At 64.5% G+C, this 13,766-nt stretch carries 17 protein-coding genes and 1 tRNA gene; 13 read left to right on the forward strand and 5 right to left on the reverse strand.

Features of this window, described 5'->3' with window-relative positions; genetic code table 11:
- Positions 1 to 104 precede the first annotated feature (104 nt).
- Positions 105 to 189 (reverse strand) — tRNA-Leu (locus tag QZY01_RS15015).
- Between the two features lie 185 nt (positions 190 to 374).
- On the opposite strand from QZY01_RS15015, the gene QZY01_RS15020 reads away from it, so the two are divergent.
- Together QZY01_RS15020 and QZY01_RS15025 are read left to right on the forward strand one after the other, a co-directional pair.
- A complete protein-coding gene (locus tag QZY01_RS15020; RefSeq protein WP_294538465.1) occupies positions 375 to 956 on the forward strand; it encodes a YqaA family protein in 582 nt (193 codons plus the stop codon).
- Between the two features lie 22 nt (positions 957 to 978).
- The gene (locus QZY01_RS15025) at positions 979 to 1,491 is read left to right on the forward strand and encodes a disulfide bond formation protein B (RefSeq protein ID WP_294538469.1); all 513 of its coding nucleotides are present in this window, start codon (positions 979 to 981) and stop codon (positions 1,489 to 1,491) included.
- On the opposite strand, the gene QZY01_RS15030 is transcribed toward QZY01_RS15025, so the two are convergent.
- Positions 1,488 to 2,360 carry a methyltransferase domain-containing protein gene (locus QZY01_RS15030; protein WP_294538470.1) on the reverse strand — a complete coding sequence of 291 codons (873 nt, stop codon included), beginning with the start codon at positions 2,358 to 2,360 and terminating at the stop codon, positions 1,488 to 1,490. The two genes, QZY01_RS15025 and QZY01_RS15030, sit on opposite strands and share 4 nt — an antisense overlap.
- 125 nt (positions 2,361 to 2,485) lie before the next feature.
- Between QZY01_RS15030 and QZY01_RS15035 the strand changes: the two genes are divergently transcribed.
- The 8 genes from QZY01_RS15035 (at position 2,486) to argE (ending at position 7,990) form a co-directional block, all read left to right on the forward strand.
- Positions 2,486 to 3,289, forward strand: a complete 804-nt coding sequence (locus QZY01_RS15035) for a ComF family protein (protein ID WP_294538473.1) — start codon at positions 2,486 to 2,488, stop codon at positions 3,287 to 3,289.
- 59 nt (positions 3,290 to 3,348) lie between these two features.
- Entirely contained in the window at positions 3,349 to 3,606 is a 258-nt protein-coding gene (gene grxC, locus QZY01_RS15040) for a glutaredoxin 3 (RefSeq protein ID WP_294538475.1), read from the forward strand.
- A gap of 8 nt (positions 3,607 to 3,614) precedes the next feature.
- Positions 3,615 to 4,052 (forward strand): DUF1178 family protein, encoded by a 438-nt coding sequence (locus QZY01_RS15045; protein WP_294538477.1) that lies wholly within the window; start codon positions 3,615 to 3,617, stop codon positions 4,050 to 4,052.
- 92 nt (positions 4,053 to 4,144) lie between these two features.
- On the forward strand, positions 4,145 to 4,423 hold the full coding sequence (locus QZY01_RS15050; RefSeq protein WP_294538480.1) for a hypothetical protein: 279 nt from the start codon (positions 4,145 to 4,147) through the stop codon (positions 4,421 to 4,423).
- 66 nt (positions 4,424 to 4,489) lie between these two features.
- Positions 4,490 to 5,689 (forward strand): DNA cytosine methyltransferase, encoded by a 1,200-nt coding sequence (locus QZY01_RS15055; protein WP_294538482.1) that lies wholly within the window; start codon positions 4,490 to 4,492, stop codon positions 5,687 to 5,689.
- A 277-nt stretch (positions 5,690 to 5,966) separates the two neighbouring features.
- The gene (locus QZY01_RS15060; protein ID WP_294538485.1) at positions 5,967 to 6,191 is read left to right on the forward strand and encodes a hypothetical protein; all 225 of its coding nucleotides are present in this window, start codon (positions 5,967 to 5,969) and stop codon (positions 6,189 to 6,191) included.
- Between the two features lie 97 nt (positions 6,192 to 6,288).
- Positions 6,289 to 6,681, forward strand: a complete 393-nt coding sequence (gene apaG, locus QZY01_RS15065; RefSeq protein WP_294538504.1) for a Co2+/Mg2+ efflux protein ApaG — start codon at positions 6,289 to 6,291, stop codon at positions 6,679 to 6,681.
- A gap of 133 nt (positions 6,682 to 6,814) precedes the next feature.
- Entirely contained in the window at positions 6,815 to 7,990 is a 1,176-nt protein-coding gene (argE, locus tag QZY01_RS15070; protein WP_294538487.1) for an acetylornithine deacetylase, read from the forward strand.
- A 52-nt stretch (positions 7,991 to 8,042) separates the two neighbouring features.
- Here the strand turns inward: argE and pyk are convergent, their stop codons facing one another.
- Together pyk and QZY01_RS15080 are read right to left on the reverse strand one after the other, a co-directional pair.
- A complete protein-coding gene (gene pyk / locus QZY01_RS15075) occupies positions 8,043 to 9,479 on the reverse strand; it encodes a pyruvate kinase (RefSeq protein ID WP_294538490.1) in 1,437 nt (478 codons plus the stop codon).
- A gap of 36 nt (positions 9,480 to 9,515) precedes the next feature.
- Positions 9,516 to 9,923, reverse strand: coding sequence for a DUF1036 domain-containing protein (locus QZY01_RS15080; RefSeq protein WP_294538506.1), 408 nt, complete (start codon positions 9,921 to 9,923; stop codon positions 9,516 to 9,518).
- 285 nt (positions 9,924 to 10,208) lie between these two features.
- Here QZY01_RS15080 and QZY01_RS15085 point away from each other — a divergent pair, with 285 nt between their 5' ends.
- The 3 genes from QZY01_RS15085 (at position 10,209) to QZY01_RS15095 (ending at position 13,099) form a co-directional block, all read left to right on the forward strand.
- Positions 10,209 to 11,021 carry an N-formylglutamate amidohydrolase gene (locus QZY01_RS15085; protein ID WP_294538492.1) on the forward strand — a complete coding sequence of 271 codons (813 nt, stop codon included), beginning with the start codon at positions 10,209 to 10,211 and terminating at the stop codon, positions 11,019 to 11,021.
- 129 nt (positions 11,022 to 11,150) lie between these two features.
- The gene (locus QZY01_RS15090) at positions 11,151 to 11,393 is read left to right on the forward strand and encodes a DUF2312 domain-containing protein (RefSeq protein WP_294538494.1); all 243 of its coding nucleotides are present in this window, start codon (positions 11,151 to 11,153) and stop codon (positions 11,391 to 11,393) included.
- A 179-nt stretch (positions 11,394 to 11,572) separates the two neighbouring features.
- On the forward strand, positions 11,573 to 13,099 hold the full coding sequence (locus tag QZY01_RS15095; protein WP_294538497.1) for an outer membrane beta-barrel protein: 1,527 nt from the start codon (positions 11,573 to 11,575) through the stop codon (positions 13,097 to 13,099).
- A gap of 53 nt (positions 13,100 to 13,152) precedes the next feature.
- Here the strand turns inward: QZY01_RS15095 and QZY01_RS15100 are convergent.
- The coding region (locus QZY01_RS15100) for a UTP--glucose-1-phosphate uridylyltransferase (RefSeq protein ID WP_294538500.1) at positions 13,153 to 13,766 on the reverse strand (614 nt) is incomplete at its 5' end.

Genomic DNA, 13,766 nt, shown 5'->3' on the forward strand with positions numbered 1-13,766 from the left:
GTGCTCTTCCGAGCTCTAATGGACGCCCCTGGACCGAAAACCCAATCTTTTCTTAGGTTGTTCTAGGCGTTCTGGACGGTTTTGGACTGTCTTGGATGGGTGTTTGGTGCCCCTGGCCGGAATCGAACCAGCACTCCTTGCGGAACTCGATTTTGAGTCGAGCGCGTCTACCAATTCCGCCACAGGGGCATTGCAGGCGCGGCCCGCAAGCCGCGCGGACTATAGCGTGCAAGTTCGCGCCGTCAATCGTCCCCGCAAGAACGCCGCCGTTTTTTGAAGCCTGTCGGCGACGAAACTGGTAAAGACCCGGCCAATGGCGGCCCGCGCATCGGAATGTTGGACGGGTGCGCGCCACTCGGAAAGATCGGAATCTCATGTTCAAAAGGCTTTACGACTGGACCCTGTCGCTCGCTGAAAGCAAGCACGCCACCTGGGCGCTGGCCGGCGTCGCCTTCGCGGAAAGTTCGTTCTTCCCGCTGCCGCCCGACCTGATCCTGCTGCCCATGTCGCTGGCGCAGCCGAAAAAGGCCTGGTTCTATGCCGGAATCTGCACGGTCGCCTCGGTGCTTGGCGGCATCCTCGGCTACATGATCGGCTCGCTGCTTTACGACACCGTCGGCCACTGGATCATCGATGTCTACGGCTATGGCCCTCGCATTGAAACGCTGCGCGAATTCTACGCCAAATGGGGCTGGGCCTTCATTCTGGTCAAAGGCCTTACCCCGATCCCGTTCAAGCTTGTCACCATCGTCAGCGGCCTGCTCGGCTATAATTTCCTGGCTTTCGTCGGCCTATCCGCCCTTACGCGCGGCGCCCGGTTTTTCCTGCTCGCCGCCGCGATGAACCAATACGGCGATTTTTTCCGGGTCAAGCTGGAACAGCATTTCGCGGTTTTCATCGTCGGCCTGCTGGTGATCGTCGTCGGCGGCTTCTGGATGGCCGCGCATCTGGTCTGAGCGCGCGTCAAGAGAACCCGGCATGAAAATCCCGCCCCGTCGCGCGCTTTTGCAACCGTTGCCGATCGCCGCGCTGGTGCTGGCCGGCGCGGCGGCGACGCTCGCCGGCGCCTGGACTTTCCAGAGCCTCGGCGTCGCGCCGTGCGAATTATGCCTCAAGCAGCGCATTCCCTATTACGCTGCGCTGCCTTTGACGGCGGCGGCCACGGTTCTCGCCCGCATGGGCCGGCTGGCGGCGGCGCGCGTCCTGCTCGCCCTGCTGGCGGCGATTTTCGCCGGCGGCGCGCTGATCGGCGCCTATCACGCCGGCGTCGAATGGAAGTTTTGGCCGGGGCCGACCGATTGCACGGGCGCTTTCGTCAAGCCGGCCTCGATGGAAGAATTTCAGCGGCAATTGCGCACTATGCGCGTCGTGCGCTGCGACGAGGCCTCGTTGCGCATTTTGGGCCTGTCGCTCGCCGGCTGGAATGTTCTGGTCTCCGCGGGCCTCGCGCTTTTGGCAGGCATCGGCGCGGCCTCCGCGAAGCGCGGCTAAAGACTTTCGCTCTTGTCGCCGAGCGCGGCGCTGAGCCTGACTTTTGCCGAACCGGGCGCGAGCGGCTTCTGCTGGCTTTCATGCGGCGCCCAGCCCGAGGCCCAGATGATTTCAAAACGCGCTCTTATCCTGCCGTCGTCGTCGGCAAAATTTTCCTGATAAAGCGCGCAGGCGCGCAACAGCACGTCGCGCCGCAAGGGACGGCGCGCGCCGGCGATCAGCGCGTTGGTCGCGCCCATGGCGCGCAAGTCCCGCATCAGATCGAGCGCATGGGCGTAACGCACGGTGAAAGCATCGACGTCGGCCACCGGCAGCGCCAGTCCCGCGCGCTGCAACAACCCGCCGAGATCGCGCAGATCGGCGAATGGCGCGACGCGCGGACTGGCCCCGCCCTCGATTTCCTCCTGCGCCAGAGTGAGACAGATCCGCAATTCCCGCAGCGACTGGCCGCCGACCATGGCGGCGAGAAACAGCCCGTCCGGCGCGAGCAAACGGCGAATCTGCGCTAGCGCGCCCGGCAGGTCGTTGACGAATTGCAGGTTCAGCGCGGAAACAACGAGATCGAAGGATTCGGGCGCAAAAGGCGGCAGTTCCTCGTCGGCGACCAGGTTTTCCCCCGAAAATCCGCCGGCGAAGGGCGCCGCGCGAACGACCAATCGCCCCGGCGACGCCAGAATGTCGGCGACGGCGCGCTGCGGCGAGCCAAGATCGAGGGCGCGCGGAAAGGCGCGCTGCGCCGTCGAAAGCCGGAAGGCGAAATCTTCCGCCACGCGGGCCATCAGGAAATCGCAAGGTTTTTCCGCTCGCGCGGCGCGGGCGAGACGTCGGCGCCAAAGCGCGCGATCGAAAATTTGCGGGGGGCTGGTCACGGCTTTTTATGCCTGTTGCGCCAAAGCGCGTAAAGGCGCCCGTCTTGTTTCCGGTTGGATTTTGTTGCCGGTTGGCTTTTAATTCAAGCTAGGAAAACAAAGCGCTCTCGCAGCAGAATTCGACCATGACCCGGCCAGAAAAAACGTTCCCTGAAACGCCCGCCTGGCTCGGCCCTGGCTTTCTGGCGCTCCGGAAGGCCGGAGCGGCGGCGCTTAACCTCCTTTATCCCCCGGTCTGTCTCGCCTGCCGCCGGGCCATCGGCGATCATGGCGGGCTCTGCCCCGACTGCTGGAGCGCCATCCGTTTCATTGAGCGGCCCTTTTGCGAAAGGCTCGGCACGCCGTTCGAGACCGATCTCGCGGCAGGCGAATCCGGCCGCATCGTCTCCGCCGCCGCCATCGCCGACCCGCCGGTGTTTTCGCGCGCACGCGCCGTGGCGCGGTTCGAGGACGGGCCGGCCAAGGTGCTCGTCCATCGCCTCAAATATGGCGATCGCGGCGAGTTGGCGGAGCCGATGGGCCGCTGGATGGCGCGCGCGGGCGCCGAATTGCTGAGCGAGGCCGATCTCATCGTTCCTGTGCCACTGCATCGGCTGCGTCTGGCGCGGCGCCGCTTCAACCAGTCGGCGGCGCTGGCGCGGACGATCGCCGCCCTGTCCGGCGCGCCGCAGAAAGCGGACCTCCTGCTCCGCGTAAAGCCGACGCCGCCGCAGGTCGGGCTGACCCGCCGGCTGCGGGCGATGAACGTCCAGGGCGCGTTTTTCGTCTTGCCCGAGCGCCGGGTCGAACTCGCGGAAAGGCGTGTTGTGCTGGTGGACGACGTGATGACGTCCGGCGCCACGCTGAACGCCGCGGCGCGGGTTCTGCTTCGCGCCGGCGCCAGACAGGTCGACGCCCTGGTTTTCGCCAGAACCGTGGCCGAAAGCTGAAACGGGGCGCCGCCGGCAGACCTATTGCCCGGCGGGCGGAGTTTCATTAGAACATCCCCATGCCGCACATTGTCATCTACACGACGGCCACCTGCCCCTACTGCAAGCGCGCGAAAGCGCTGCTGACCAAAAAGCAGGCTGCATTCGAGGAAATTCCTGTCGATTCCGATCCCCAGAAGCGCGCGGAAATGGTCGCGCTGGCGGGCGGTCGATCCACCGTGCCGCAAATTTTCATCGCTGGAGAGCATATCGGCGGCTGCGACGAACTTTATGAACTGAGTTACGATGGCAAGCTCGACGCCCTGCTGGCCGGTTGAGGCGCGCGATGATCCGCTTTTCCCTCGTCTGCGCGAATGGACATGATTTCGAAAGCTGGTTCGCCAGCAACGAATCCTATGATTTCCAGATCGAACGCGACCTCGTCACCTGCCCGCATTGCAGCGTTGCGCGGATCAACAAGGCGGTCATGGCCCCCGCCGTGACGCGCAGCATCAGGAACGCCTTGCCCACCAAACAGAATGTCGCCTTGATCGGCGAAGGCGACGCCGAATTGCGCAAGATGGCGCGCGACCTTCACGCCAAGATCGTCGATGCAACCGTCGATGTCGGCGCCGAATTTCCGGCCGAAGCGCGCAAGATCCACGATGGCGATGCGCCGGAGCGGGCGATCCGCGGCTTGGCCTCGCCCGATGAGGCCCGCGCCTTGCTGGAGGATGGCGTGTCCATCCTGCCCCTCCCGATCCTGCCCGACGAGCGCGGCTGAAAGCACAGCCGAAAATTTTCCGCCGCCACCCTTGCGTTTCGGAAAAGAACAAAATAAGAACATAGATAGCGCGTTTTTTTGCGGAGGCATGGATGGGCCGGAGCGTCACCCTTACTCTTCATCGCGGCGCGGCGAAGCCGCTGGCCGCCGACTGGCGGCGCCTGCTCGCCGAACTGCCCGACGATCTGCTCGATCTTTACGAGGAGCGCGCGGCGTTGATCGAATTCGACGGCGGCGAGAAGCGCAAGACCGCCGAGCGCCGCGCCTTCGAATGCGTGATCGGGCAAAGCGAGGAGGCGGCCGGAATTTATGCGGCTTTCTGTGCGCGGGCTAAGCGAAGGACTGGCGAATCGGCGGCAGGCATGTCTTGAATGGCGAGATAGCGCTTCCGCAAAGCCAAGCGATTCGCCTTTTCGCACCGGATAACCAACGCGTCCATGCCCCGCCGTAACCTGACTTTTTATGAGTTTTTCGCCGGGGGCGGCATGGCCAGGGCCGGGCTCGGCCCCGACTGGACTTGTCTGTTCGCCAATGACATCGACCCCGACAAGGCGGCCTCGTACCGCGCCAACTGGGGAGGAGAGGATTTTCACCCGGGCGATCTCGCCGACTTGCCGACGCGGCGCCTGCCGGGACAGGCCGATCTCGCCTGGGCCTCCTTTCCCTGTCAGGACCTGTCGCTGGCCGGCGGCGGCAAGGGCATGGGCGCCGCCGACGACGCGGTCAGGACCCGCAGCGGCGCCTTCTGGCTGTTCCATGAAAAAATCCGGTCCCTGCGCGAACAGGGGCGGGCTCCGCCTGGAATCGTGCTGGAAAATGTCATCGGCGTGCTGACCTCGCATGGCCAGCGCGACTTTCACGCCATTGTCGCGGCGCTCGACCAACTCGACTATCGCGTCGGCGCTCTGGTGCTGGACGCGCGCTGGTTCACGCCGCAGTCGCGCCCGCGCGTGTTTTTCGTCGGGCTGCAAAAACCGCTTTTTTCCCGCTTTTCCGTCGATGCCGCGTCGTTTTCCGATTTGGCCGGCGAACAGGCCGAGTCGCCCTGGACCAGCCCGGCCTTGCTCGCGGCGCAGAAATCCCTGCCCGAAGATCTGTCCGCGCTTTGGGTCTGGTGGCGCCTGCCGCCGCCGCCACTGCGCAACACCCATCTCGCCGACATCCTCGAAGCTTCGCCGCCCGATTCGCCATGGCGCGCCCCGCTCGCCACCGCCCGGTTGCTGGAACTAATGGCGCCTGCGCATCTCGAAAAAATCCGCCTGACCCAGATGAGCGGCCGGCGCGCCGTAGGCGCCGCCTATCGCCGGACCCGCTCCGACGGCGCCGGCGGCAAAAACCAGCGCGCCGAAGTGCGTTTCGACGGCATGGCCGGCTGCCTGCGCACGCCGGGCGGCGGCAGTTCGCGTCAGACGCTGCTGGAGGTCGAGGGCGAATCGATTCGCTCGCGCCTGCTGTCGCCGCGTGAGGCAGCGCGGCTGATGGGCCTGCCGGACAGCTACCTGCTCCCGGCAAACGCCGGAAAAGCCTACAAGCTTTGCGGCGACGGCCTCTGCGTTCCGGTTGTCCGCCATCTCGCCGCCCATTTGCTTGAGCCGTTGTTGCGACTTCCCGCCCGGCGGCTGGCGGCCGCCGAATGACCGCGTCCTCACGCGCGCCAAGTAAAGCGGCGCGGAGAATGCTGCGCTGCAACACAATTTTGACCGCAAGCGCCTGATTTTATTCTTGACCGACTTGTAAAAGTGTCATATTCGCATCGCGGATCGGAGAAAATTCGCCTGTCGTTAATATTGCACCGCAACAAGCCGAATTTTCCCCCTGAAATACATATCGTTGGTCCTATCATAGTTTAAACGTCATATAGCTTTGCTACTTGAGCTGCGACGCACAAGAAGCCTTGCGTCTTCAGAGATCGCCATGACCCTCTATCATTTTCATCTGATTGATCCGACCGGCGCGCGCCGGGAGTTGAAATCGGTCCATTTGCACGATCTTGCCGCTGTCTGGCGCGAGATCGGGGCGCTGGCGCTCGTGCGCGCGGCAGATGGCGGACAGATACGCGTCACGAACGAATCGGGCGGCATCGTCGTGCTGGTGGGTGTTTTCACCGCCTTGAGCCTGCGTACGCCGCGCGCCGCCTGATCGCCAGTGCGTCGTTTCGCCCGCCTGCAGCTATTTTTTTCCGTCCTGACGCAAATATAGGCTCGACGGGTCGCCTCGGCCCATGCAGATTGCCGGCATGTACACCGCCCTCACCCGAGACATTCTTATCACCGCCACCCCCGCTTATTCCGCCGAGCGCAGCGAGCCGGCGGAAAATCGCTATTTCTGGACCTATACGATCGAAATCGCCAATCATGGCCCGATTCAGGTGCAATTGCTGGAGCGGCTCTGGCGCATCACCGACGCCAATGGCCGCGTCGAGACGGTGCGCGGCCCCGGCGTCGTCGGTGAAACGCCGATTCTGCAGCCCGGCGAGAGTTTCCGCTACACCTCCGGCTGCGGCCTGGGCACCGCTTCCGGCCTGATGTCGGGCAGCTACCGCATGATCGACGCCAAAGGGCGCGGTTTCGATGTCGAAATCCCGGCCTTTTCGCTCGACAGCCCATTGGAGCGGCGCGTACTGAATTGACGGCTCCGGAATGACGCCGGCGCCGTTAAGGGCAGGCAGGGTTCTGTTTACCCGCCGTGGCGCTGTCCAACCCGCGCCTTGCCTTGGTACCTCTGGCGCGTAAAATGCGTCACGCGTCCATGGAAGCCCGTCGATGAAACATCAACCCGCCGATTCCACGCTCGACCGCGCCATCGCCCTGCTCGACCGGTTGGTCGCCTTCGACACGGAAAGCTCGCTCAGCAATTTGCCGCTGATCGATTTCGTCGAGGATTATCTCATTGGCCTCGGCGCCCGATGCGTTCGCATCCCCAATGCAAAAGGCGACAAGGCGGCGCTGTTCGTCACTTTCGGCCCGGATATCGACGGCGGCGTATTGTTGTCCGGCCATACTGACGTGGTGCCGGTGGTCGGGCAGCATTGGACCTCGCCGCCCTTCGTGCTGCGCCGCGACGGCGACCGGCTGTTTGGCCGCGGAACCTGCGACATGAAGGGTTTCGATGCGCTCTGCCTCGCCATGGCGCCGGAATTCCTCAACGCGCGGCTCACCAGGCCGATCCATCTTCTTTTGAGCTACGACGAGGAGACCACCTGCGCCGGTTGTCTCGACGCCATCGCCCGCTTCGGCCTCGACCTGCCGCGACCGGCGCTGGCGGTGATCGGCGAACCGACAATGATGCAGGTCGCCGACGCGCATAAAAGCATCAGCACCTACCGCACCAGCGTCACCGGCCATGAAGCCCATTCCTCCAAACCCTGGCTCGGCGTGAGCGCGGTCCATGTCGCCTGCGAACTGGTCGCGGCGCTGGAGAAAATCGGCGTCGAACTGCAATCCGACCGCGATCCGCGCGGGCGTTTCGAGCCGGCTTTTTCGACCGTTCATGTCGGCATGATCCAGGGCGGCACGGCGCGCAACATCATGGCGCGTCACTGCGAATTCTTCTGGGAGTTTCGTGGCCTGCCGCACACGCCGCAGGATAAGGCGCTGGTCAGGTTCGAGGCGGCGTCCCGCGCGCTGGCGGCGCAACGCTTCGCCCATTTCCCCAATGCGCGGATCGAGACCTTCGTCGAAATACAGGCGCCCGGCCTCGGCGCGCAGGAGGACTCGGCCGCCACGACTTTGGCCATGGCGCTGAGCCAGGCCAATCACACCATTGCCGTGCCCTACGCCACCGAGGCCGGGCAGTTCCAGTTCGCCGGCCTGCCGGCTGTCATCTGCGGTCCCGGCAGTATCGACCAGGCGCACCAGCCCGACGAATATATCGACATTTCGCAATTGGCCGAGGGCCTGAATTTTCTGCGCCGGCTGGCGGACAAACTGTCGGCGTGACGGAACGTCCGCCTTCTCCCCATGGCCCGGCAGCCAGCAAGGGTCGATTCCGTCACTCCGCGTGAAAACCGTCTTCGCTGACAAAGGCAAGGCGCAGCATGTTGGTGGCGCCCGGCGTGCCGAAGGGCACGCCGGCGATGATCAGGATTCGCTCGCCCTGTAACGCCAGGCGCTGGCGCATCGCGAACTTGCAGGCGCGATTGGCCATGTCGTCGACGTCGTGGGCGTCCTTGGTGACGACGGTCAGAACGCCCCATGCCAGCGTTAGCCGCCGCGCCGTGTCGCGATTGGGCGTAAGCGCCAGGATGGGAGCGCGCGGCCGCTCGCGCGCCACGCGCAAAGCCGTGGCGCCCGAGGAGGTCCAGGCGACGATGGCCTTCAGATCAAGCGTTTCCGCCATTTCGCGCGCGGCGGTGGCGACCGCGTCGGCGCCGGTGCGCTCGGGCGCAGCGCGCTGGGCGGCGATGATCGAACGGTAGACGGCCTCCTGCTCCACCTCCTCGCCGATCCGGTTCATCATCGAAACCGCCTCCACCGGATAGCGGCCCGAGGCGCTTTCGGCGGAGAGCATGATGGCGTCGGCGCCCTCGAAAACGGCGGTGGCGACATCGGATACTTCGGCGCGGGTCGGCGCCGGCGTCGTTATCATCGATTCGAGCATCTGCGTCGCCACCACTACGGGACGCCCCAGCCGGCGCGCCTCGCGGGTGATGCGCTTCTGCAGGCCGGGGACTTTTTCGAGCGGCACTTCGACGCCGAGGTCGCCGCGCGCGACCATCAGCCCGTCGGAAGCGACGATGATTTCGTCGAGCCGCAGAATCGCCTGCGGCTTTTCGATCTTGGCCATGACCAGAGCCCGGCCGGCGGCGATTCTCTTGACTTCCGCCACATCCTCGCCGCGCTGGACGAAAGACAAGGCGATCCAGTCCACGCCGGTTTCGAGCGCCGCGTCGAGATCGACGCGGTCCTTCGGCGTCATCGCGGCGACGGGAATTTCGGTGTCGGGCAGGCTGACGCCCTTGCGATTGGAAATACGCCCGCCGATATCGACGACCGCCACCGCTTTTTGCGGCGCCGTCTCGACCACATGCAGGCGCAGCCTTCCGTCGTCGATCAACAGCGCATGGCCGGACAAAAGCGACGACAGAATTTCCGGATGCGGCAGGCAGACTCGCGTCGCGTCGCCCGGCGACGGATCGGAGTCGAAGGTGAATCTTTGCCCCTCGACGAGATCGGCGCCGCCCGTGGCGAAGGCGCCGACGCGCAATTTCGGTCCCTGCAAATCGACCAGCACGCCGATCGCGCGGCCGACCCGCGCCTCGACGGCGCGAATCATCGCGACGCGCTCGCGCATGTCGGCGGGATCGGCATGGCTCATGTTGATCCGAAAAAGGTCGGCGCCGGCGCGCCACAGACCTTCGATCGCCGCCTCATTATTCGAGGCCGGGCCGAGCGTGGCGATGATCTTGCAGCGGCGCCGCCTGTGCATGAGCCGTTCCTTCGATGGTGTGAGAGGGGTAAAGCCTTAGCGGGACAAGGCCGGATCGGTCAATTGCACCGTCCAGTTCTTGGCGTCCTTGCCGGTATCGACCTCGAAAAAGCCCGAGCGGTCATAGCCGCGGACAAAACAATCCTCGCGACCGTCGATCCTGAACTCCCGGTCGCGGGTGCACATGAAGGCCTTGCCCTTCCATTCGCCGCCGCGCTCGTCCATCGCGTAGACATAATAATATTGAGCGGCCAGGGGCCCGCGCAACAGCGTCTCGCAGGCGCTGGCCTTGATGTTCCACCAGCCTTCGCTGACCCAGCTCGCGCCAGTGGTATAGGCGATCGCCACGCTGACGCGGGAATTGGTGTTGTTGCACAGACGGAAATCCGCGCGCGCCGGCGACGGGGCGAGGGCCAGCCCCGCGCCCAGGGCGGCGCAAGCCATCGGATGAAGCAAATAGGCCTTGACCATCGCGTTCGCTTCCGCCTCTCTCCATTATCGGGCATTCTTGGGCGGGCCGATCCCGATCCGCCGAATTCGCCGTCGTCTCTTATACCAAGTCTCCACAATCGCGACGCGTCGCGATTGTGGAATCCCTCGCATAAGCTCGGCGTCGCATTCGCTCCTAACCCGGACTCGGAAGTCAAGACTTCCGAGTCCGGGTATTAGACGAAAACATCCGACCGCGTCGATGCGCAATGCGCAAAGACCCAATCATGCGTTGCGCCCTTGCCCCTCAGGTCCGAAGAAAAAAACCTTTCCGACGATCCGCCCTTCCGGCCGTTCGATCTGGTCGCCGGCGTGGCGGATCAGAGCCTGACGCTGTTCTGCGACCATGCGCGCAACGCCTTGCCTCCGGCTTACGGCGATCTTGGGCTCTCAAGCGATTCGCTCCAGCGCCATATCGCCTGGGACCCCGGCGCCGAGGCGGTGACTCGCCGGCTGGCCGCGCTGACCGGCGCGCCCGCCGCCCTCGCGCTGTTTTCGCGGCTGCTGATCGATCCCAATCGCGGCGAGGACGATCCGACCCTGGTCATGCGGCTGTCGGACGGCGCCGTCATTCCCGGCAACGCCAAAATCGACGCGGCGGAAATTTTTGAGCGGATCGAGACTTTCTGGCGCCCGTATCGCCGCGCCTGCGCCGGGCTGGTCGATGACGCCTTGAACAGGAACCTCACGCCCGCCCTGCTCGCCATCCACTCCTTCACCCCCAAATTTCAGGGCCGCGCCCGTCCCTGGGAGGTCGGCATATTATGGGACCGCGACCCGCGTCTCTCCGCCCCGCTGATCGAGGCCCTTGCATCGGAAAACATCGCGGTGGGCGACAATGAACCCTATGACGGGGCGCTGGTCGGCGACACCCTGTATGAGCTTTCGACCCGGCGCGGCCTGCCCGGCGCGCTGATCGAAATCCGTCAGGATCTGCTGGAGACGCCAGAGCAATGCGACCGATGGGCGGCGCTGCTGGCGAAAATCCTGCCGCCGATCCTGTTGCGCCCGGAGATGGCGCGGGTGGAATTTTTTGGCTCGCGCGCGGACTAAAGCCTTTTCGCGTTTCGTGGCAACGCGAACAAGCCCCCGATTCCATCTCGGGCGCGCCGTCTTGACGCCCGCGCCGCTCTGGTTCATCTGGGGGGCCGATTTCGATTCCAGCAACGACAGGCGGAAATCATGAGCGCCAATTCGCTCGACGGCGGCCATTTGAAAGCATTCATCGAGCGCATCGAGCGGCTTGAGGAAGAAAAGAAGGCGATCGCCGACGACATCAAGGAAGTCTACGCCGAGGCCAAGGGCTCAGGCTATGACGTCAAGATCATGCGCAAGGTGGTCTCGATCCGCAAACAGGACCATAACAAGCGCCGCGAGGAAGAAGAGATCCTCGACCTCTACCTGTCGGCGATCGGCGTCGAGTGATGACTTGCCCGCGCTTCCAGCCGCCCGAGCGATGAGGGAAGGTGAAAGTAAGCCTCGATTAACCATAAAAGGTTAACGCTGAAACGGAAATGGCGCCGGCGGCGCCGCTCCGCGAGGCCACATTGCATTTTCGTCCGCGCCGCGAAAATTTGCCTTTCTGGCGCGCGCTGGCGCGATTCTTGTGCTGTCTGGCTGGGCTGACGGCGTCTTTGCCCGCCTTTGCGCAGGAATCGCCGCTAACGTTGCTCAGGCCGGCGCTCCCCGAAGTTGGAACAAGGGGCGAAAATCCCGATGGCCTGCCTGCGCTCCCGGCCAGCCGCGCGGCCAATTACGGCAAGCCCCAGCTGTCGGTTCCGGGCGGCAGGAAGTCAAAAAAAGTCGAGCGTCATCTGCTGCCGCAGCTGGTCGCCTATCCGACTTCGGCACAAGTGCGACGAAACGCCAGAACCTTCGCCGCTATCAACCCCGCGGCCGCGCCGTCGCCGACCGTCGCCGTGTCGGCGCCCATCCCGCATCGGCCAAAACCGCGTCTCGAAGACAATCCCTTCGCGCCGGTGGGGATCGACGCCGGGCCGTTGCGGCTCAGGCTTTACGAAGAAACCAGTCTCGGCGCCAACAGCAACCCCAATGACGCGCCGCAGGGCTCGCCGCTGTTGCGCGGCTCCGGATTTTTGCGGCAGGAAATCGGGGCCTCCGGCCAGTCGGATTGGTCGAACCATGGTTTTGCGGGCGATTTGCGCCTCGGTTATATTGATTATTTCACCGCCCACAGCGCCGATGCGCCGGATGGAGCGGGCAAGTTCACGACGCGAATCGACGTCGCCCGCGACACGAAAATCAAGATCGACGGCAATTTCGACCTGACGACGCAGTCGCCAACCTCGCCCAATCTCTATAATGGCGGCGCCCCGATCATCCTCACCAGCCGGCCGATCATCGCCGATTACGGCGGCGGAGTCGGCGCAACCCGGGATTTCAACCGGCTGGAACTGACGATTCGCGGCGGCTATGAACGCACCTGGTGGCAGAATGCGCATTTTTCCGATGGCTCGACGCAATATCTGTCGCTCGACAGCTATGACGCCTATGCGTTGAGCGCGCGCGCCGCCTATGAATGGACGCCGGGAATCAAGCCCTTCGTCCAAGCCGTTTTCGACCGGCGCATCCACGACACCCTCTATGACACGTCCGGCTATGAGCGCAATTCGGCCGGCGAGGCGCTTCAGACCGGCTCGACCTTCGAACTGACCCGGCTGCTGACCGGCTCGCTCCAGGCCGGCTATGCCGACCGCCATTACCAGGACCCGCGGCTCGCCAACCTGCGCGGCCCGGTGTTCGACGCTTCGCTGGTGTGGACGGCGACGGCGCTCACCAAAGTCACCCTTCGCGGCGCCACCACTTTGGACGAAACCACGGTGGCGGGCGTCTCCGGCGCCATCACGCGTCGGGGCGCGATAGAGGTTTCCCACGCCCTGTTGCGCAATCTCACCCTGACGGCGGTCGGAAGCTGGCAGAATTCGGCCTATCCGGGCGCCAATCCCGGCCTCGACCAGACCTTGATCCAGGCGAGCCTGCGCGCCGAATACAGCCTTACCCGCGCCATCATCCTGAAAGGCTCGTTCACCAGCCAGCGCCTGATCTCAACCACGCCGGGGACCGACTACACCGCCAACATCTTCATGGTCGGGCTGAGACTTCAGCAATGAAAACCAAAACCCCGCCCGGTCGCACGGGCGAGGTTTTGGTGGCAAGGGCGCGATCAGAGCGTGCCGACGATCCGCTTCAATTCGGCGCGAAAACCCGGTTCGATGTCGGGGCGGGAAAGGGCGAAAGCGACATTGGCGGCGAGAAAGCCGACCTTCGAGCCGGTGTCATAGGTCTTGCCGTCGAAAATCCGGCCGAAGAATTTCTGGGTTTGGGCCAGTTCGATCATCGAATCGGTGAGCTGGATTTCGCCGCCCGCGCCCTTCTGGCCCTTGGCCAGCAGATCGAAAATCTGCGGCCCCAGAATATAGCGGCCGGAAATGATGTAATTGGACGGCGACGTTCCCTGCGGCGGCTTTTCGACCATTCCGGTGATGGCGAAGGAATCGCCGAAGTCCTCGCCCTTGGCGACGACGCCATATTGGTGGGTGTCTTGCGGCAAGACTTCCTCCACCGCAATGACATTGCCGCCATGCGCCTGATAGGTTTCAACGCATTGCTGCATGCAGCGCCCGCCGCCGGGGCCGGGCAGGGTGATCATGTCGGGCAGCATCACCGCGAAGGGCTCGTCGCCGATGACTTCGCGCGCGCACCAGACGGCGTGGCCGAGGCCGAGCGGCGCCTGCTGGCGGGTGAAGCTGGTCGCGCCGGGCGCGGGGAGATCGGAGA

The organism is uncultured Rhodoblastus sp. (genome assembly GCF_903903185.1).
Classification (GTDB): Bacteria; Pseudomonadota; Alphaproteobacteria; order Rhizobiales; family Beijerinckiaceae; genus Rhodoblastus.

What these genes read in the sequence shown, in the direction of transcription:
- QZY01_RS15020 (WP_294538465.1), top strand. Translation starts at nt 375, where the DNA reads ATGTTCAAAAGGCTTTACGACTGGACCCTGTCGCTCGCTGAAAGCAAG.
- QZY01_RS15025 (WP_294538469.1), top strand. Translation starts at nt 979, where the DNA reads ATGAAAATCCCGCCCCGTCGCGCGCTTTTGCAACCGTTGCCGATCGCC.
- QZY01_RS15035 (WP_294538473.1), top strand. Translation starts at nt 2,486, where the DNA reads ATGACCCGGCCAGAAAAAACGTTCCCTGAAACGCCCGCCTGGCTCGGC.
- grxC (WP_294538475.1), top strand. Translation starts at nt 3,349, where the DNA reads ATGCCGCACATTGTCATCTACACGACGGCCACCTGCCCCTACTGCAAG.
- QZY01_RS15045 (WP_294538477.1), top strand. Translation starts at nt 3,615, where the DNA reads ATGATCCGCTTTTCCCTCGTCTGCGCGAATGGACATGATTTCGAAAGC.
- QZY01_RS15050 (WP_294538480.1), top strand. Translation starts at nt 4,145, where the DNA reads ATGGGCCGGAGCGTCACCCTTACTCTTCATCGCGGCGCGGCGAAGCCG.
- QZY01_RS15055 (WP_294538482.1), top strand. Translation starts at nt 4,490, where the DNA reads ATGCCCCGCCGTAACCTGACTTTTTATGAGTTTTTCGCCGGGGGCGGC.
- QZY01_RS15060 (WP_294538485.1), top strand. Translation starts at nt 5,967, where the DNA reads ATGACCCTCTATCATTTTCATCTGATTGATCCGACCGGCGCGCGCCGG.
- apaG (WP_294538504.1), top strand. Translation starts at nt 6,289, where the DNA reads ATGTACACCGCCCTCACCCGAGACATTCTTATCACCGCCACCCCCGCT.
- argE (WP_294538487.1), top strand. Translation starts at nt 6,815, where the DNA reads ATGAAACATCAACCCGCCGATTCCACGCTCGACCGCGCCATCGCCCTG.
- pyk (WP_294538490.1), bottom strand. Translation starts at nt 9,479, where the DNA reads ATGCACAGGCGGCGCCGCTGCAAGATCATCGCCACGCTCGGCCCGGCC.
- QZY01_RS15080 (WP_294538506.1), bottom strand. Translation starts at nt 9,923, where the DNA reads ATGGCTTGCGCCGCCCTGGGCGCGGGGCTGGCCCTCGCCCCGTCGCCG.
- QZY01_RS15090 (WP_294538494.1), top strand. Translation starts at nt 11,151, where the DNA reads ATGAGCGCCAATTCGCTCGACGGCGGCCATTTGAAAGCATTCATCGAG.